The following is a 17,140-nucleotide window of genomic DNA, read 5'->3' on the forward strand; positions in this document are numbered from 1 at the left end:
ACTCCTCCTTGTGTTAACCCACAACCAGGTTAAGCAGTTTGCCCGGAACGTAGATCACTTTGCGAATCGTGACGCCGTCCAGATATTTAGCCACCAGATGCTCTTCGGCAGCGCGCGCGCGCACCTGCTCTTCGGTCGCATCGGCAGATACGGTGATTTTAGCGCGAACCTTGCCGTTCACCTGCACCACCACCAGCTTGGAGTCTTCGACCATCGCCTGTTCGTCGGCAACCGGCCATGGCGCGGTGTCCACGTCGCCTTCGCCGCCCAGCGCCTGCCACAGGGTGAAGCACACGTGCGGGGTGAACGGGTACAGCATGCGAACCACGGCCAGCAGCGCTTCCTGCAGCAGCGCGCGATCCTGCTCGCTCTCCTGCGGCGCGCGGGCCAGTTTGTTCATCAGCTCCATCACGGCGGCGATCGCGGTGTTGAAGGTCTGACGGCGGCCGATATCGTCGGTTACCTTGGCGATGGTTTTGTGCAGATCGCGGCGCAGCGCTTTCTGATCTTCGTTCAGCGCCGCTACGTCGAGCGGCTGTACCGCGCCTTTTTCCACGTGATCGTAGGCCAGTTTCCACACGCGTTTCAGGAAGCGGTTAGCCCCTTCCACGCCGGATTCCTGCCACTCCAGCGTCATTTCTGCCGGTGAAGCGAACATCATGAACAGACGCACGGTGTCCGCGCCGTATTTTTCCACCATTTCCTGTGGGTCGATGCCGTTGTTCTTCGACTTCGACATTTTGCTCATGCCAGCATAGACCAGTTCACGGCCTTGCGGATCGGTGGCCTTGATGATGCGGCCCTTGTCGTCACGTTCGACGGTGGCGTCAACCGGAGATACCCAGACGCGCTCGCCGCTGTTGCCGGTGTAGTAGAAGGCGTCGGCCAGCACCATGCCCTGACACAGCAGACGCTTGGCCGGCTCGTCGGAATCCACCAGGCCTGCATCGCGCATCAGCTTGTGGAAGAAGCGGAAGTACATCAGGTGCATGATGGCGTGTTCGATACCGCCGATATATTGATCGACCGGCAGCCAGTAGTTGGCGGCGGCCGGATCCAGCATACCCTGATCATACTGCGGGCAGGTGTAGCGCGCGTAGTACCAGGAAGACTCCATAAAGGTGTCGAAGGTGTCGGTTTCACGCAGCGCAGGTTGGCCGTCGACGGTGGTCTTCGCCCACTCAGGATCGGCCTTGATCGGGCTGGTGATGCCGTCCATAACCACGTCTTCCGGCAGGATCACCGGCAGCTGATCTTCAGGCGTCGGCATCACGGTGCCGTCTTCCAGCGTCACCATCGGGATTGGCGCGCCCCAGTAACGCTGACGGGAGACGCCCCAATCGCGCAGGCGGTAGTTGACCTTGCGCTGGCCTACGCCCTTGGCGACCAGTTTGTCGGCGATGGCGTTGAAGCCCGCTTCGTTGTCCAGGCCGTCGAATTCGCCGGAGTTGAACAGCGCGCCTTTGTCGGTCATCGCTTCGGCGCTCACGTCAGGTCGGCTGCCGTCGAGGTTCAGGATCACCGGTTTGATCGGCAAATCGTATTTGGTGGCGAATTCCCAGTCGCGCTGGTCGTGCGCCGGTACCGCCATCACGGCGCCGGTGCCGTATTCCATCAGCACGAAGTTGGCGACCCACACCGGCAGCTGCTCGCCGCTCAGCGGGTGGACAACGAACAGGCCGGTCGGCATGCCTTTCTTCTCCATCGTCGCCATTTCGGCTTCGGCAACTTTGGTGTTGCGGCATTCGTCGATGAAGTCGGTCAGCGCCGGGTTATTGCGCGCGCCCTGTTGCGCCAGCGGGTGGCCCGCGGCGACCGCCACGTAGGTAGCGCCCATGAAGGTGTCGGGACGGGTGGTGTAAACCGTCAGCTTCTCTTTGCTGTCCGCCACGTCGAAGGTGATTTCCACGCCTTCGGAGCGGCCAATCCAGTTGCGCTGCATGGTTTTCACCTGCTCTGGCCAGCTTTCAAGCGTGTCCAGATCGTTCAGCAGCTGATCGGCGTAGGCGGTGATTTTGATGAACCACTGCGGGATCTCTTTACGCTCGACCTTGGTGTCGCAGCGCCAGCAGCAGCCGTCGATAACCTGTTCGTTGGCCAGCACGGTCAGATCGTGCGGGCACCAGTTCACCGCCGAGGTCTTCTTGTAGACCAGGCCTTTTTCATACAGTTTGGTGAAGAACCACTGTTCCCAGCGGTAGTATTCGGGCTGGCAGGTGGCGATTTCGCGATCCCAGTCGTAGCCGAAGCCCAGCAGTTTCAGCTGGTTCTTCATGTATTCGATGTTGTCGTAGGTCCACGGGGCCGGCGCGGTGTTGTTTTTCACCGCCGCGCCTTCCGCCGGCAGGCCGAACGCATCCCAGCCAATCGGCTGCAGTACGTTTTTGCCCAGCATGCGCTGATAGCGCGAGATCACGTCGCCGATAGTGTAGTTACGAACGTGGCCCATGTGCAGTCGGCCGGACGGGTAAGGCAGCATGGATAGGCAGTAGTACTTTTCCTTGCTGTCGTCTTCGGTAACTTTGAAAGTCTGCTTCTCTTGCCAGTGAAGCTGTACGTTCGATTCTATGTCTTCTGGACGGTATTGCTCTTGCATGGCGGCCGGTGGTCCTGTAGGTGTAAACCGTTGCCCCGGTCAGAGGCAACGCAATGAACATTTAGTATTCGTAGATCCGCATAGCATAGCTGATAAGACCTCCCGGCAACAACTCCAAGCGCCTGACTCGGCGCATTTAAAAAAAACGCCGCCATGACGCGGCTCACAACCTGCGGATCCCGCGTCTTGCCAAGTGACATCAGTCATTTACGGCTAAAATAAGAACAAGTAGCTTAGGGGTATCCCTACAGCCAAGTCCGGCGCAGCGTTTATCGAGGAGAGTCTATGAACAAGGTTGCTCAGTATTACCGCGAATTGGTGGCATCGCTGACCGAACGCCTGAAAAACGGTGAACGCGATATCGACGAACTGGTGGCCAGCGCGGAGCGGCGGTTGAACGAGGCCGAAGATCTGACCCGCGACGAAGTACGGCAGGTGACGCAGGCGGTGCGACGCGATCTGGAAGAGTTCGCCCGCAGCTATCAGGAAAGCCGGGATGAGTTTACCGACAGCGTGTTTATGCGGGTGATCAAAGAGAGTCTGTGGCAGGAACTGGCGGATATCACCGACAAAACCCAGCTGGAGTGGCGCGAAGTGTTCAAGGATGTCAGCCACCACGGCGTTTACCACAGCGGTGAAGTGGTGGGGCTGGGCAATCTGGTGTGCGAGCAGTGCCACTACCACCTGGCGTTCTATACGCCGGAGGTGTTGCCGCTCTGCCCGAAATGCGGTCACGACCAGTTCCAGCGCCGGCCGTTTGAACCTTGATGACGTTCCCCGCTGCGGCGGGGAACGTTAAGGCCGGCGTTTAACGGAACAGTTTCTTCAGCAGGTTGCTCAGGAAACCGCCGCTGACGGCTGCCGGGGCGGCTTGCGCTGGCCGCTATGGCAACGCCAGCCGGGATTTTCTGCGCGACCGCGATGCGGCTATCCTGGGCGGCTTTCTCTGCCGCTTCCGGGCCGTAGGCGAAGCCTTCCGCCAGCACGAACTCAACGTCGGTGATGCCGATAAAGCCCAAGAACAGCTTCACGTACGGCGTGATCAGATCCGTCGGCGTGTCGGCGTGGATGCCGCCGCGGCTGGAGATGACGATCGCTTTCTTGCCCGTCACCAGCCCTTCGGCGCCGGCGGAGGTATAGCGGAACGTCTGGCCGGCGCGGGCGATCAGATCGAAGTAGATCTTCAGCTGCGTCGGGATGTTGAAGTTGTACATTGGGGCGCTGATGATCAGCGTGTCGTGCGACTTCAGTTCGGCAATCAGCTCATCGGACAGCGCCAGGGTGCTTTGCTGGTGCGGCGTCAGCGGCTTGTCGCCGGCGGTAAAACCGGCCATCACTTCGCCATCCAGCTCCGGCAGGGTCGGGTTGGCCAAATCGCGCACGGTGAATGTGTCTTCAGGGTGAGTTTTACGCCATTGTTCAACAAAAAAATCGACTAATTTTCCAGACTGGGAATATTCACCCAGAATGCTTGATTTCAGGACCAGTACGCGGCTCATTGGCTTATCTCCAGGCGAAGTCTAATCGGTAACGATGTCAGTCGGTGTAAACGCATGGTAGAGGCAAGCCAGGAACAGTGATAGCGCAAAAATTCGCTGAGTTAAATCAAAAAACTTGAATGAGGGGCGCGAGCGCGCCCCGATGGGATCAATAACGCGCTACGCGCTCGGCCAGCAGATCGATAAAGCCTTCGCGGTTGATGCCGGTCAGCACTTTCACGTTGGCCGCGTTGCCGGTTTGCTGGAAATAGTCCACCACCGTCATGCCGACGGTGTATTCCCCTTTGGTTTCCACCCCTACCCAGCGCTCTACGCCGGTAAACAGCTGCGGCGCCAACAGCCAGGCGATGGTGCAGGGATCGTGCATCGCCGCGCCGGGCAGGCCGCGCGGATGGCTGAGGTACAGCGGCAGGTAAAAATCGAGCATCTCCGCGACCGCCTGCGCGACCGGATTGTCTATCTGGCGAATGCGCTCAATATCCTGCGGCAACACCAGCGCCTGATGGGTGACGTTCAGCCCGGCCATGGTCAGCGGCACGCCGGATTTCAGCACCATTTCGGCGGCTTCGGGATCGACGAAGATGTTGAACTCCGCGACCGGCGTGGTATTGCCGGCGTTCATGCCGCCGCCCATAAATACGATGCGCTCGATGCGGCTTTTCAGCTCGGCATGCTGGGCCAACAGCAGAGCGATGTTGGTCATTGGGCCGGTCACCACCAGGGTTATCGGCTGCGGGCTGGCGCGCAGCAGGTCGGCGATCAGCTCGACGGCGCCGCGGGGATCGGGTTTGATTGTCGGCGTCGGCAGGTGGGTGTTGCCCATGCCGGTTTTGCCGTGGACATAGTCGGCGATCACCAGTTCGCGCATTAGCGGGCCGCCGGCACCGGCGGCGACCGGTATGTCCTCGCGCTGCATCAGGGTCAACAGACCCAGCGCGTTATTCAGGGTTTTCTCCGGCGTCTGGTTGCCGGCGGAGGTGGTGATGGCTTTGACGTCCAGCTCCGGCGAACGCAGCGCCATAGCCAGCGCGATGGCGTCGTCGAGGCCGGGATCGCAATCGATGATAATAGGGCGGGGCATGTTCTTTCTCCTCTGTTTGTTATCCAGCGAGCATCGAATCAAAACCGGGGAGAAACAAGCGCTTTTAGTGCCGGGCGTTTGCGCGACGGGATAAGGCGTTCAGACACCGCAGAGTTCATGAGCGCTGCGTTTCCATTCTTCCACCTCGGTTGGGTGCAAGAAGGAGTAATAGACGGTAGTGCCGTCGGGCAAGATATTTTGCAGTGCCTGCATGCAGTTGGCCTCGCAGGGGCGCAGCTCGATATACACGTTGGTGATCGGCACCTGCTCCTTATCGGCGTCAAAGCGTTCGATGCGCCTTATCGCCGCAACCAGCGCGGCCATTTCGGCATGTAGCTTGACCCAGTTATGGGTGTAGATATCCGGCGGCATCTCCATTTTCATCTGGCTATTGCCAAAGGCATAGCGAGTGCTGCCGCGCAGCTGGTATTCGATGGTGGCGCAACAGGACTCAGGCCCGAAACCCGGTTTTTCAATCAGTTTCTTCTTGTCTTCCAACGTGCGTCGAACAATCGGATAACCGGATTTGATGCTGTACTCCGCTTGTACCAGTTGAATCATGCCAGCCTCTCTGGTGGGTGAGTTAATCATCAAAGGTAGGACAGCCTGCAGGATCGCGCGTTATTTACGGTCATCGCGACGGGGAGTTTAAGATAAATCCTAACTTTGTTGAGGCAGCAATGAGAGGCATTCAGGCGCATGGGCGCCGAAAAACAAGCGCCCCTTGGGGCGCTTGGGTTTAGGGGACTGCGCGATCAGTGCAGGATCTTGGCCAGGAAGTCCTTGGCGCGCTCGGACTCGGGGTTGTTGAAGAAATCGTCTTTGTTGCGGTCTTCGACGATTTTGCCTTCGTCCATAAAGATCACCCGATTCGCCACCTTACGGGCGAAGCCCATTTCGTGGGTCACCACCATCATGGTCATGCCTTCGTTCGCCAGTTCGACCATGACGTCCAGCACTTCGTTGATCATTTCCGGATCGAGCGCCGAGGTCGGTTCATCGAACAGCATGGCGATAGGATCCATGCACAGCGCGCGGGCGATGGCGACGCGCTGCTGCTGGCCGCCGGACAGCTGACCGGGGAACTTGTTGGCATGGGCGGAGAGGCCGACGCGCTCCAGCAGCTTCAGGCCCTTCTCGCGCGAGGCGGTCTTGTCGCGCTTGAGCACTTTCACCTGCGCCAGCGTCAGGTTGTCGATGATAGACAGGTGCGGGAACAGCTCGAAGTGTTGGAACACCATGCCGACCTTGGCACGCAGCTGCGCCAGGTTGGTTTTCTTGTCGTTGACCGGCGTGCCGTTCACCAGGATGTCGCCCTGCTGGATCGGCTCGAGGCCGTTGACGGTTTTGATCAGGGTGGACTTGCCGGAACCTGAAGGACCGCAGACGACGACCACATCGCCTTTTTTCACTTCGGTGGTGCAATCGGTCAACACCTGAAAGTGACCGTACCACTTAGAAACATTTTTCAGGGATATCATCAAACAGTCCTTTTCTTCAAATAGCTTACCAGCGCCGAGGCGGCGAGGCTGATAACAAAATAGACAAAGCCGGCGAACAGGATCATTTCAACCTGGGTGCCGTCGCGTTCGCCGATGGTCGACGCGGTGCGGAAGAAGTCGGCCAGGCTCAGTACGTAAACCAGCGAGGTATCCTGGAACAGTACGATGCCCTGGGTCAGCAGCAGCGGCACCATGGCGCGAAACGCCTGCGGCAGGATCACCAGCCGCATGGATTGCCAATGGGTCATGCCCAGCGCCAGCGCGGCGGAGGATTGGCCGCGCGAGATGCTGATAATGCCGGCGCGGATGATTTCCGAGTAATAGGCCGCTTCAAACAGGGAAAAGGCTACCATAGCCGAGATCAGGCGAATATCGGTTTTCGGCGATAACCCTAGAACCTGTTGTAATAAGCTTGGAACCACCAGATAGAACCACAGCAGCACCATCACCAGCGGCACCGAGCGGAACAGGTTGACGTACAGGGTGGCGAACCAGCTGATCGGTTTGAACGGCGACAAACGCATCACCGCCAGCACGGTACCCCACAGAATGCCGACCACGATGGCGGTCACGGTGATCTTCAGCGTGATCACCATGCCCTGCAGCAAATAAGGGAAGCTTGGGACGATCGACGCCCAGTCAAATTCGTACATTATTTACTCCCCAGGTTGCCAGGCAACTGCACTTTCTTTTCGACCAGACGCATAAACAGCATGATAACGGCGTTGATGCCGATATAAGCCAGCGTGATGGCGGTAAAGGATTCATAGGCGTGTGCGGAGTAATCCAACAGCTTGCCGGCCTGCGCGGCCATGTCCACCAGCCCGATGGTGGAGGCGATGGCGGAGTTTTTGACCAGGTTGAGCATTTCCGAGGTCATCGGCGGCACGATCACCCGGTAGGCGTTCGGCAGCAGCACGTAGCGGTAGGTTTGCGGCAGCGTCAGGCCCATCGCCAGCCCGGCGGCTTTCTGGCCGCGCGGCAGGGACTGAATGGCGGCGCGCACCTGCTCGCATACGCGGGCGGCGGTAAACAGCCCCAGGCAGAGCATGGAGGAGACGAAGAACTGCACGTTGGGATCCAGCTCGCTTTTAAACCAGGTGCCGATATTGGCCGGCAACAGCTCGGGGATCACCAGATACCAGGTAAAGAATTGCACGATCAGCGGCACGTTGCGGAACAGTTCGACGTAACAGGTGTCGAGGGCGGAAAGAAAGCGGTTGGGCACGGTACGCAAGATACCGAACAGCGAACCGACGAAGAAAGCGATAATCCATGCACAGACGGAGAGGGCCACCGTGACCTGAAAGCCGGACCAAATCCAGCCGAGGTAAGTGGTGTTCCCAAACGGGGCCTGCTGCAGGAAGATACCCCAGTTCCAATCTATTGACATAACAAACTCCGGTAAACGGGCGCAGGGCGCCGAAGATTGATGACTTGATGAGCGCCGATCGCCGTGCGGCCAGTCTGGCTGGCTTGTTGTGTGCGGAGATCGGTGATGCGCGTTGGGGAAAATGAGGGAGGGGAACGGCCCCCCTCATACCTGTCTGTCCCAGTCATCAACTGGGCCGGTTTGGCCTGCGGCCGCCCCGGCTCTTGTTCTATTTAGTTCAACGCTTTGTCGTTAGGCTCTTTGAACAGCTGCTTCATGTCGTCCGAGAGTTCGAAGTTCATGTTGAGGTTTTTCGGTGGAATAGGCTGCTTGAACCATTTGTCAAACCACTTGGCCGCTTCACCGGAGGTTTGCGCCTGGGCGATGGTGTCATCGACCAGCTTTTTGAACTCAGGATCGTCTTTGCGCAGCATGCAGCCGTAGGCTTCTTTCGACTGCGGCGTGCCGATGATTTCCCACTGATCCGGCTTCTTGGCCTTGGCGCGCTCGCCCGCCAGCAGGGCATCGTCCATCATGAAGGCCACCGCGCGGCCGCTTTCCAGGGTGCGGAAGGAGTCACCGTGGTCTTTGGCGCTGATGATGCGCATGTTCATTTTGTCGCTGTCGTTCAGCTTGTTCAGCAGCACTTCGGAGGTGGTGCCGGAGGTGACCACCACCGGTTTACCGGCCAGGTCTTTAAAGTCTTTGATGTCGGAGCCTTTTTTCACCAGCAGACGGGTGCCGACCACGAAAATGGTGTCGGAGAAGGCGGCCTGTTTTTGGCGCTCGAGGTTATTGGTGGTGGAGCCGCACTCGAAGTCATAGGTGCCGTTTTGCAGCAGCGGGATGCGGTTCTGCGAGGTAATCGGCAGCATTTTCACCTGCAGATTCGGTGCATTAAGTTTTTTCTTAACAGCTTCAACGATTTGGTTGGAGTAGTCCTGAGAGTAGCCCACAACTTTTTGTTGGTTGTCGTAGTAGGAAAAGGGCACTGACGATTCGCGGTGGCCGACAACGATCACGCCGTTGTCTTTGATTTTCTTCAGCGTACCGGACAGGTCTTCCGCATGCGCCACGCTACCTGCCATACCGAGCAGCAGTAACGATAACGCCAATTTACGCATTTGCATGGTCCAACTCCTTTGCTGTTGTGGTGGCTCTGACTAAAGAGCGTCAGGTTAAATCGACTATTTATTGCTCAAGTTATAAAGATAGTCTTAGAACGGATAGCCGTTAAAAAATAACCGATTGTGAATACCTTGAAACTAAAATGTTTCATTTTTTGAGACGCCGCGCGCACCAAATCAATGCAACGAAACCCTGACGCCCCCGCGTGGTGCGCTCAATGCACCCAAAATGTGCACAGGTGCGACAAAACGTCAGCAAAAGTAAATCGGCGCGCGATGTCACCATAGTTAAAGCAAGGAGTGTGCCAGCCGCGTTGATTTAACGGCGTTTTCTGACCAAGGAGGGGACAGTGACGAGAACGCGGGGCGCGGCGGGCGCGCCCCGGCGAGAAGGACTATTTGCGGCGCAGGCCCAACATCAGCGCCCAGCCGCCCAGCAGCAGGGTTATCACCCACAGCGGCGTGGCGCCGAAGCGTGCGTAAGGCGTGACGCCGGTGGTCGGCGTGACCTTCACTTCGAGCACCTGACGGGTAAACTGCGGGATCTCGGCGATCACCTCGCCGTTCGCATCCACCGCGGCGGTAACGCCGTTGTTGGTGCTGCGCAGCAGCGGCCGGCCGAGCTCCAGCGCCCGCATGCGCGCCATCTGGAAGTGCTGCCACGGGCCGATAGAGTGGCCGAACCAGGCATCGTTGGAGATGGTCAGCAGGAAATTGGTGTCCGGGCGGAAGTTATCGCGTACCTGCTGGCCCAGGACGATTTCGTAGCAGATGGCCGCCGTCAGGTTGTACCCGCGTACGCTGAGCTGCGGCTGCACGTAGTCGCCGCGGCTGAAGGAGGACATCGGCAGATCGAAGAACGGCGCCAGCGGCCGCAGCAGGGTTTCCAGCGGCACGAACTCGCCGAACGGCACCAGGTGGTGCTTGTTGTAGCGATCCTTGGCCGGGTAGCTGTACGGCGTCGGTTCGCCGAGCACGATGGCGCTGTTGTAGATCTGCTGGCCCTGTGGCGTGGCGCGCACGTCGACGATGCCGGTGATCAGGCTGCTGTTCTTCGCCCGCATCAGGTCGTCCATCATGGTCAGGAAGCCGTTCTGGTTGGCTTCATAATCCGGGATGGCGGACTCCGGCCAGATGACGATCGGCGCCTTGCCCACGTACGGACGGGTTTCGTCCAGATAGGTTTGCAGCGTGCTGACCAGCGCTTTCGGATCCCATTTCATCGACTGGGCGATGTTGCCTTGCACCATGGCGACGTTCACCGCTTTCTCCGGCTGCGGAGTAAACCACTGCAGCTGGCGCAGCGGCCACGGCAACAGCAGCAGCGCGGCGGCGATGATCGCAGCCGACAGGCGGCGCTGATTGACGGCGTACACCAGCAGGCCGGCGATGGCCATCAGCACAAAGGTGATGGCGTCGATGCCCAGCAGCGGCGCGATGCCCTTCAGCGGGCCGTTGATCTGGCTGTAGCCGAACTGCAGCCACGGGAAGCCGGTCAGCACCCAGCCGCGCAGGAATTCGGTCACCTGCCACAGCGCCGGCGCGGCGATGGCCAGCCGCCACCAGCGGGTGGCCGGCCACAGGCGCGTCAGCAGCCCGGCGAACAGCCCGGTATACAGCGACAGGTAAGCGGCGAGCAGCACCACCAGGAAGACGTTGACGGCGAAAGGCATGCCGCCGAAATCGGCGATGCTGACATACACCCAGTTGATGCCGCTGCCGAACAGCCCGAAGCCCCAGACAAAGCCGAGCAGGGCAGACTGTTTGGTGGTGCGATTGAGGGTAACGGCCAGCAGGCCGAACAGGGAGACGATGGCCGCGGGCCAGAAGTCGTAGGGCGAGAACGCCAGCGTCCCGCCGGCACCTGACAACAGCGCCAGCAGGGCGCGAACCCGCTGGCGTTCAAGTAATGAGGCTTTAGCCATGTTGGATTTAATCTTCCAGTTTCGGTGGTGGAGAATCGTCCGGAATTTTTACATGAACCTGGATAATACGTCGACTGTCGGCCATGGCAACTTTAAATAGGTAACCTTCGATTTCAATGGTTTCCCCGCGCGCCGGCAGGTGACCGAAGGCCTGCATCACCAGACCGCCGATGGTATCGACCTCGTCGTCGCTGAAATGGGTGCCGAAGGCGTCGTTGAAGTCTTCGATCGGGGCCAGCGCGCGCACGGTGTACATGTGGCGGCTGAGCTGGCGGATATCCAGATCGTCTTCGTCGTCGTATTCGTCTTCGATCTCGCCGACGATCAGTTCCAGAATGTCTTCGATAGTGACCAGGCCGGACACGCCGCCGAATTCGTCAATGACAATCGCCATGTGATAGCGCTGGGAGCGGAACTCTTTCAGCATCCGGTCGACGCGCTTGCTTTCCGGCACCACCACCGCGGTGCGCAGCACCTTGTCGATGCTGAACGGCTCGGAGTCCGCGCGCATGAACGGCAGCAGATCCTTGGCCATCAGGATGCCTTCGATGTGATCTTTGTCTTCGCTGATCACCGGGAAGCGCGAGTGGGCGGAGTCGATAATCACGTCCAGGCACTCTTCCAGCGTCTGGTTGCGCTTGAGCGTCACCATTTGGGAGCGGGGGATCATGATGTCGCGCACGCGCTGCTCGGCGATATCCATCACGCCTTCCAGCATGTCGCGGGTATCGGGATCGATCAGGTCGTTTTGTTCGGAATCACGGATCAGCTCGACCAGATCGCCACGGTTTTTGGGCTCGCCGTGGAACAGCTGGTTAAGGATAAGAGTAAAGAACCCCTTCTTGGGACTGGGGCTGTCATTGCTTTGTGAATGGTCGTCGCTCATGGCGTTTTCGTTACTGTCACTCATGTCAGAGTTAAGGGGCGTCAGCGACAGCCCCGCATGGGGGCTGTAGGGTAAACGGCTGACGTCAGACGGGGTCTTTTTCCGCCAGGTACGGATCAGGGTAACCCAGTCCGTGCATGATTTCGGTTTCCAAAGACTCCATTTCTTCGGCTTCATCGTCTTCGATGTGGTCATACCCTAGCAGATGAAGACTGCCATGGACAACCATATGCGCCCAGTGGGCCTCCAGCGCCTTGCCTTGCTCAATCGCTTCCTGTTCAACCACCTGGCGGCAGATAATCAGGTCGCCGAGCAGCGGCAGCTCGATGCCCGGCGGGGCCTCGAACGGGAAAGAGAGCACGTTGGTCGGCTTGTCTTTGCCGCGGTAGGTCAGGTTCAGCTCGTGGCTTTCCGCTTCGTCTACCAGACGCACGGTCACCTCGGCTTCTTCCTGAAATTGCGACAGCACGCCTTCCAGCCAGCGCTGGAAGGTGGCCTCATCCGGCAGGCCGTCGCCGCTTTCACAGGCAATCTGCAGATCCAAAATCACCTGACTCATGGTGTCTCCTGCTCGGAGGCGGCGAGCGCCTCGCGCTTACGTTGTTCGGCAATCGCGTCTTTGCGTTTCTGTTCGGCCGCTTCCCAGGCCTCATAGGCGATGACTACGCGGGCCACCACCGGGTGGCGCACCACGTCTTCGCTGTGGAAGAAGTTGAAGCTCAGTTCTTCCACGTCCGACAGCACTTCCACCGCGTGGCGCAGGCCGGATTTCTGGTTGCGCGGCAGGTCGATCTGAGTGACGTCGCCGGTGATGACCGCCTTCGAGTTGAAGCCGATGCGCGTCAGGAACATCTTCATCTGTTCGATGGTGGTGTTCTGGCTCTCATCCAGAATGATAAAGGCGTCGTTCAGCGTACGGCCGCGCATATAGGCCAGCGGCGCGACTTCGATCACGTTGCGCTCGATGAGCTTCTCCACGCGCTCGAAGCCCAGCATCTCGAACAGGGCGTCGTACAGCGGGCGCAGGTAAGGATCGACCTTCTGGCTCAGATCGCCGGGCAGGAAGCCCAGTTTTTCGCCGGCTTCGACCGCAGGGCGCGTCAGCAAAATGCGGCGAATTTCCTGGCGCTCCAGCGCATCCACCGCGGCGGCGACCGCCAGGTAGGTTTTGCCGGTGCCCGCCGGGCCGATGCCGAAGGTGATGTCGTGATCGAGAATGTTGGCGATGTACTGCGCCTGGTTAGGCGTACGCGGTTTCACCATGCCGCGCTTGGTTTTAATGGTGACCGCCTTGCCATAATCCGGCACGCTGTCGGCCACCTGTTCCAACACCCGGCTCTCTTTGATAGCCAGGTGGATTTGCTCTGGGTCGATATCCGGGATCACGCCGCGAATCGGCGCGGTATCCACGTACAGATGGCGCAGGATATCGGCGGCGGCAACCACGCACAGGTTTTTGCCGACCAGCTTGAAACGGTTGTCGCGGCGATTGATTTCAATGCCCAATCGGCGCTCGAGTTGCTTGATGTTGTCATCAAACGGGCCGCACAGGCTGAGCAAACGCTGGTTGTCTGCGGGCTCTAACAAAATTTCTTGTGTTGCGACGTTCAAACTATTCCTCTAGGTCACATCGGGCCTGGTTGATGTCACATAGCGCGTTCGGGACGCGCGCGTTCAGGACGAGCCTGAATACTCTCTTTCTTGAATTATTCATGGTGCGCCGCAACGGCGCAAGTTTACCGCTGATCTATCTGTGCGCCATCGGCGGAATTCAAGGGAAGATAAGGAAAAAACGCGGCGGGGCGCAAAGCCCGCCGCGTCATCACAGAACAAGGCCGCCGTGAATCAGTTCTTTTTCACGAACTCGGATTTCAGCTTCATCGGGCCGAAGCCGTCGATTTTGCAGTCGATGTTGTGATCGCCTTCGACCAGGCGAATGTTTTTCACCTTGGTGCCGATCTTCAGCATCGAGGAGCTGCCTTTGACCTTCAGGTCTTTGATCACGGTGACCGCATCGCCGTCCGCCAGCAGATTGCCGTTGGCGTCTTTGACGATCAGCGCGTCCTGATCTTCCGCCGGAGCGCTGTCGCTCCACTCGTGGGCGCACTCAGGGCAGATGAACAGGGCATTGTCCTGGTAGGTGTATTCGGAGTTGCACTTCGGGCAGTGTGGGAGTTGCATGTTATGTCGCCTCTTCAACAATAAAAAAATAAAAAAGAAAATCACCGGGCGCGGGCGCCCGGCGGAGAAACGGTAAGGAGTAGCGCGAATGGGCGGCGATAAGGCGGCCGCCGCGGCGTCAGGGCTGGTAAATGCCGACGCCCAGCGCGTTTTCTTTGCGGGTACGGGCGATCACCGACTGCGGGGATTCATGTACGCGCAGATCCATCTGCTGTTCGGTGCGCACCACTGCGCCGCGCAGGGTGTTGGTCAGCGCCTCGGTAATTTCCACGTCGACGAACTGGCCGATCATGTCGGGTGTGCCCTCGAAGTTTACCACACGGTTGCACTCCGTGCGCCCGGCCAGCTCCATCACGCTTTTGCGCGAGGTGCCCTCCACCAGAATGCGCTGGACGGTGCCGAGCATGCGGCGGCTGAACTGCAGCGCCTGCTGGTTGATGCGATCCTGCAGAATATACAGCCGCTGTTTTTTCTCTTCTTCGCTGACGTCGTCGACCATGTCCGCCGCCGGGGTGCCCGGGCGCGACGAATAGATGAAGCTGAAGCTGACGTCGAAATTGACGTCGGCGATCAGGTTCATGGTCTGTTCGAAGTCGGCCTGGCTTTCGCCCGGGAAACCGACGATGAAATCGGAGCTGAGCTGAATGGCCGGCCGCGCCTTGCGCAGCTTGCGGATAATCGCCTTGTACTCCAGCGCGGTGTGCGCGCGTTTCATCATGGTCAGGATGCGATCCGAACCGCTCTGCACCGGCAGATGCAGGAAGCTGACCAGCTCCGGCGTGTCTTCGTACACCGCGATGATGTCATCGGTGAACTCGATAGGGTGGCTGGTGGTGAAGCGAATGCGATCGATGCCGTCGATGGCTGCCACCAGGCGCAGCAGTTCGGCGAACGAACAGATCTCGCCGTCATGCGTGGCGCCGCGGTAAGCGTTGACGTTTTGGCCGAGCAGGTTGACCTCGCGCACGCCCTGCGCCGCCAGTTGGGCGATTTCGAACAGCACGTCGTCGCTCGGGCGGCTCACTTCTTCACCGCGGGTGTAAGGCACCACGCAGAAGGTGCAGTATTTGTTGCAGCCTTCCATGATCGACACGAATGCGGTCGGGCCTTCGGCGCGCGGTTCCGGCAGACGGTCGAACTTTTCGATCTCCGGGAAGCTGATGTCAACCACCGGGCTGCGGGTGCCCTGAACGTGATTGATCATTTCCGGCAGGCGGTGCAGGGTCTGCGGGCCGAAGACCACGTCGACGCAGGGCGCGCGGCTGCGGATCAGTTCGCCTTCTTGCGAGGCCACGCAACCGCCGACGCCGATGATGACAGACGGGTTCTTTTCTTTCAGCAAGCGCCAGCGCCCCAGCATGGCGAAAACTTTTTCCTGCGCTTTTTCACGGATCGAGCAGGTGTTCAGCAGCAGCACGTCCGCCTCTTCGGCGTTTTCGGTCCACTCGAAGCCGTGCGTGCTGTTCAACAGGTCGGCCATTTTCGATGAATCATACTCATTCATCTGGCAGCCCCAGGTTTTGATATGTAGTTTTTTCGTCATTGACTTGCCATTACTCAGTGCGGAGCGAAAGTTGCGTTACGCGACATGCAGGGCGCGTATTGTAATCATTTGCCGCCGTTGTGACCAGCGCGGGGGAAAATGGCACGCGACCTGAAGCCGGAGCGAAAATCCGGTACACTGCGCAAAACGCCATGCCGGGTGGGATGGCGAGCATTCACACAGAAAACATAGCCAATATGAAGACATCTCAAAATCGGTATGACGCGGTGGTGGTGGGCGGCGGCATGGTCGGCGCGGCGGCGGCCCTGGGGCTGGCGCAGGCGGGCTGGTCGGTGGCGTTGCTGGAACATCAGGCGCCGCAGGCGTTCGAGGCGCAAAGCCCGCCGGATCTGCGCATTTCCGCTATCGGCTGCACCTCGGTGGGGCTGCTGAAACAGCTCGGCGCCTGGCAGGCCGTGACGGCGATGCGCACAGCGCCGTATCGCCGGCTGGAGACCTGGGAATGGGCGTCGTCGCGCGTGGCGTTCGACGCGGTGTCCCTGGGGCTGCCCGAGCTGGGCTTTATGGTGGAAAACCGCATTCTGCAGCTGGCGCTGTGGCAGCAGTTCGCGCAGTGCGCCAACCTGACGCTGCTGTGCCCCGCCAGGCTGCAATCGCTGCAGCGGGCGGACAATGCCTGGCAGCTGACGCTGGACGGCGGCGAGACGCTGCAGGCGCGCCTGGTTGTCGGCGCCGACGGCGCCAACTCGCAGGTGCGCAAGCTGGCGGCGATCGGCACCAACGGCTGGCAGTATCGTCAGGCGTGCATGTTGATCACCGTCGATACCGGCGCGCCGCAGCAGGATGTGACCTGGCAGCGTTTCTTCCCGTCTGGGCCGCGCGCCTTCCTGCCGCTGTACGACAGCTGGGCGTCGCTGGTGTGGTATGACAGCCCGCAGCGCATTCGCCAGCTGCAGGCGATGCCGCCGGCGCAGCTGGAGCGTGAGATCGCCGCCGCTTTCCCGGCGCGACTGGGCCCGGTCAAGGTGCACGCCGCCGGTTCGTTCCCGCTGACGCGGCGTCATGCGCAGCGCTACGTGCTGCCGGGGCTGGCACTGCTGGGGGATGCGGCGCATACCATCAATCCGCTGGCGGGGCAGGGCGTCAATCTGGGGTATCGCGACGTGGATGCCTTGCTGAACGTATTGAGCGATGCGCGGGAGCAGGGAGAGGACTGGAGCAGCGAGGCGGTACTGCTGCGTTATCAGCGCCGCCGCCGTACCGACAATCTGCTGATGCAGAGCGGGATGGATCTGTTCTATACGGCTTTCAGCAATAACCTGGCGCCGCTGAACGTCGCGCGCAATCTGGCGCTGATGGCCGCGCAGCGGGCGGGCAAGCTGAAAGAGCATGCGTTGAAGTACGCGTTGGGATTGTAACCGACAGGGCTCAGTTGCGGCTGGGCCCGTTAGGATTGACTGAACGCCA

Annotated in this window: 15 protein-coding genes and 1 pseudogene; 2 read left to right on the forward strand and 14 right to left on the reverse strand. The window is 59.7% G+C overall.

The features are described from left to right. Positions 1–13: 13 nt before the first annotated feature. Positions 14–2,596, reverse strand: a complete 2,583-nt coding sequence (gene leuS / locus ACUXAC_RS17835) for a leucine--tRNA ligase (RefSeq protein ID WP_159317739.1) — start codon at positions 2,594–2,596, stop codon at positions 14–16. Between the two features lie 285 nt (positions 2,597–2,881). Between leuS and ACUXAC_RS17840 the strand changes: the two genes are divergently transcribed. Further along, a complete protein-coding gene (locus tag ACUXAC_RS17840) occupies positions 2,882–3,364 on the forward strand; it encodes a zinc ribbon-containing protein (protein ID WP_025301844.1) in 483 nt (160 codons plus the stop codon). Between the two features lie 128 nt (positions 3,365–3,492). Here ACUXAC_RS17840 and ACUXAC_RS17845 read toward each other — a convergent pair. The 13 genes and pseudogenes from ACUXAC_RS17845 to miaB form a co-directional block, all read right to left on the reverse strand. After that, positions 3,493–4,095: pseudogene (locus tag ACUXAC_RS17845) on the reverse strand (FMN-dependent NADH-azoreductase); the annotation flags it as partial. 148 nt (positions 4,096–4,243) lie between these two features. After that, positions 4,244–5,176 (reverse strand): pyrimidine-specific ribonucleoside hydrolase RihA, encoded by a 933-nt coding sequence (gene rihA, locus ACUXAC_RS17850; protein ID WP_454266799.1) that lies wholly within the window; start codon positions 5,174–5,176, stop codon positions 4,244–4,246. Positions 5,177–5,275: 99 nt separating this feature from the next. Next, complete coding sequence (locus ACUXAC_RS17855) at positions 5,276–5,737, reverse strand: hypothetical protein (protein ID WP_060423582.1); 462 nt, start codon at positions 5,735–5,737, stop codon at positions 5,276–5,278. A 194-nt stretch (positions 5,738–5,931) separates the two neighbouring features. After that, entirely contained in the window at positions 5,932–6,657 is a 726-nt protein-coding gene (locus ACUXAC_RS17860; protein ID WP_454266800.1) for an amino acid ABC transporter ATP-binding protein, read from the reverse strand. After that, positions 6,657–7,331, reverse strand: coding sequence for a glutamate/aspartate ABC transporter permease GltK (gltK, locus tag ACUXAC_RS17865; RefSeq protein ID WP_004939982.1), 675 nt, complete (start codon positions 7,329–7,331; stop codon positions 6,657–6,659). Before gltK ends, ACUXAC_RS17860 begins: the two co-directional genes overlap by 1 nt. Then, a complete protein-coding gene (locus ACUXAC_RS17870; RefSeq protein ID WP_454266801.1) occupies positions 7,331–8,071 on the reverse strand; it encodes an amino acid ABC transporter permease in 741 nt (246 codons plus the stop codon). The genes gltK and ACUXAC_RS17870 overlap by 1 nt, the downstream gene beginning before the upstream one ends. A gap of 212 nt (positions 8,072–8,283) precedes the next feature. Beyond that, positions 8,284–9,180 (reverse strand): amino acid ABC transporter substrate-binding protein, encoded by an 897-nt coding sequence (locus ACUXAC_RS17875; protein WP_038877465.1) that lies wholly within the window; start codon positions 9,178–9,180, stop codon positions 8,284–8,286. A 392-nt stretch (positions 9,181–9,572) separates the two neighbouring features. Then, positions 9,573–11,102 carry an apolipoprotein N-acyltransferase gene (gene lnt / locus ACUXAC_RS17880; protein WP_454266802.1) on the reverse strand — a complete coding sequence of 510 codons (1,530 nt, stop codon included), beginning with the start codon at positions 11,100–11,102 and terminating at the stop codon, positions 9,573–9,575. A gap of 7 nt (positions 11,103–11,109) precedes the next feature. After that, positions 11,110–11,988 (reverse strand): CNNM family magnesium/cobalt transport protein CorC, encoded by an 879-nt coding sequence (corC, locus tag ACUXAC_RS17885; RefSeq protein ID WP_025301851.1) that lies wholly within the window; start codon positions 11,986–11,988, stop codon positions 11,110–11,112. 85 nt (positions 11,989–12,073) lie between these two features. Beyond that, positions 12,074–12,547 (reverse strand): rRNA maturation RNase YbeY, encoded by a 474-nt coding sequence (ybeY, locus tag ACUXAC_RS17890; protein ID WP_454266803.1) that lies wholly within the window; start codon positions 12,545–12,547, stop codon positions 12,074–12,076. Then, positions 12,544–13,599: a PhoH family protein gene (locus ACUXAC_RS17895; protein ID WP_004939969.1), complete on the reverse strand. Its 1,056-nt coding sequence runs from the start codon at positions 13,597–13,599 to the stop codon at positions 12,544–12,546. The genes ybeY and ACUXAC_RS17895 overlap by 4 nt, the downstream gene beginning before the upstream one ends. Positions 13,600–13,833: 234 nt before the next feature. Beyond that, positions 13,834–14,169 carry a zinc ribbon domain-containing protein YjdM gene (locus tag ACUXAC_RS17900; protein ID WP_004939967.1) on the reverse strand — a complete coding sequence of 112 codons (336 nt, stop codon included), beginning with the start codon at positions 14,167–14,169 and terminating at the stop codon, positions 13,834–13,836. 118 nt (positions 14,170–14,287) lie between these two features. Continuing rightward, complete coding sequence (gene miaB, locus ACUXAC_RS17905) at positions 14,288–15,712, reverse strand: tRNA (N6-isopentenyl adenosine(37)-C2)-methylthiotransferase MiaB (RefSeq protein ID WP_454266804.1); 1,425 nt, start codon at positions 15,710–15,712, stop codon at positions 14,288–14,290. A gap of 197 nt (positions 15,713–15,909) precedes the next feature. Here miaB and ubiF point away from each other — a divergent pair, with 197 nt between their 5' ends. Further along, positions 15,910–17,091 carry a 3-demethoxyubiquinol 3-hydroxylase gene (gene ubiF, locus ACUXAC_RS17910; RefSeq protein ID WP_055316092.1) on the forward strand — a complete coding sequence of 394 codons (1,182 nt, stop codon included), beginning with the start codon at positions 15,910–15,912 and terminating at the stop codon, positions 17,089–17,091. Positions 17,092–17,140: the final 49 nt, after the last annotated feature.

The sequence above is a fragment of the Serratia sp. 121840015-1 genome (genome assembly GCF_053627655.1).

Excerpts from the sequence above, each read along its gene's own strand:
- ACUXAC_RS17855 (WP_060423582.1), bottom strand. The coding sequence starts at position 5,737 with ATGATTCAACTGGTACAAGCGGAGTACAGCATCAAATCCGGTTATCCG.
- ACUXAC_RS17900 (WP_004939967.1), bottom strand. The coding sequence starts at position 14,169 with ATGCAACTCCCACACTGCCCGAAGTGCAACTCCGAATACACCTACCAG.
- corC (WP_025301851.1), bottom strand. The coding sequence starts at position 11,988 with ATGAGCGACGACCATTCACAAAGCAATGACAGCCCCAGTCCCAAGAAG.
- miaB (WP_454266804.1), bottom strand. The coding sequence starts at position 15,712 with ATGACGAAAAAACTACATATCAAAACCTGGGGCTGCCAGATGAATGAG.
- gltK (WP_004939982.1), bottom strand. The coding sequence starts at position 7,331 with ATGTACGAATTTGACTGGGCGTCGATCGTCCCAAGCTTCCCTTATTTG.
- rihA (WP_454266799.1), bottom strand. The coding sequence starts at position 5,176 with ATGCCCCGCCCTATTATCATCGATTGCGATCCCGGCCTCGACGACGCC.
- ybeY (WP_454266803.1), bottom strand. The coding sequence starts at position 12,547 with ATGAGTCAGGTGATTTTGGATCTGCAGATTGCCTGTGAAAGCGGCGAC.
- leuS (WP_159317739.1), bottom strand. The coding sequence starts at position 2,596 with ATGCAAGAGCAATACCGTCCAGAAGACATAGAATCGAACGTACAGCTT.
- lnt (WP_454266802.1), bottom strand. The coding sequence starts at position 11,102 with ATGGCTAAAGCCTCATTACTTGAACGCCAGCGGGTTCGCGCCCTGCTG.
- ACUXAC_RS17875 (WP_038877465.1), bottom strand. The coding sequence starts at position 9,180 with ATGCAAATGCGTAAATTGGCGTTATCGTTACTGCTGCTCGGTATGGCA.
- ubiF (WP_055316092.1), top strand. The coding sequence starts at position 15,910 with ATGAAGACATCTCAAAATCGGTATGACGCGGTGGTGGTGGGCGGCGGC.
- ACUXAC_RS17870 (WP_454266801.1), bottom strand. The coding sequence starts at position 8,071 with ATGTCAATAGATTGGAACTGGGGTATCTTCCTGCAGCAGGCCCCGTTT.
- ACUXAC_RS17840 (WP_025301844.1), top strand. The coding sequence starts at position 2,882 with ATGAACAAGGTTGCTCAGTATTACCGCGAATTGGTGGCATCGCTGACC.
- ACUXAC_RS17860 (WP_454266800.1), bottom strand. The coding sequence starts at position 6,657 with ATGATATCCCTGAAAAATGTTTCTAAGTGGTACGGTCACTTTCAGGTG.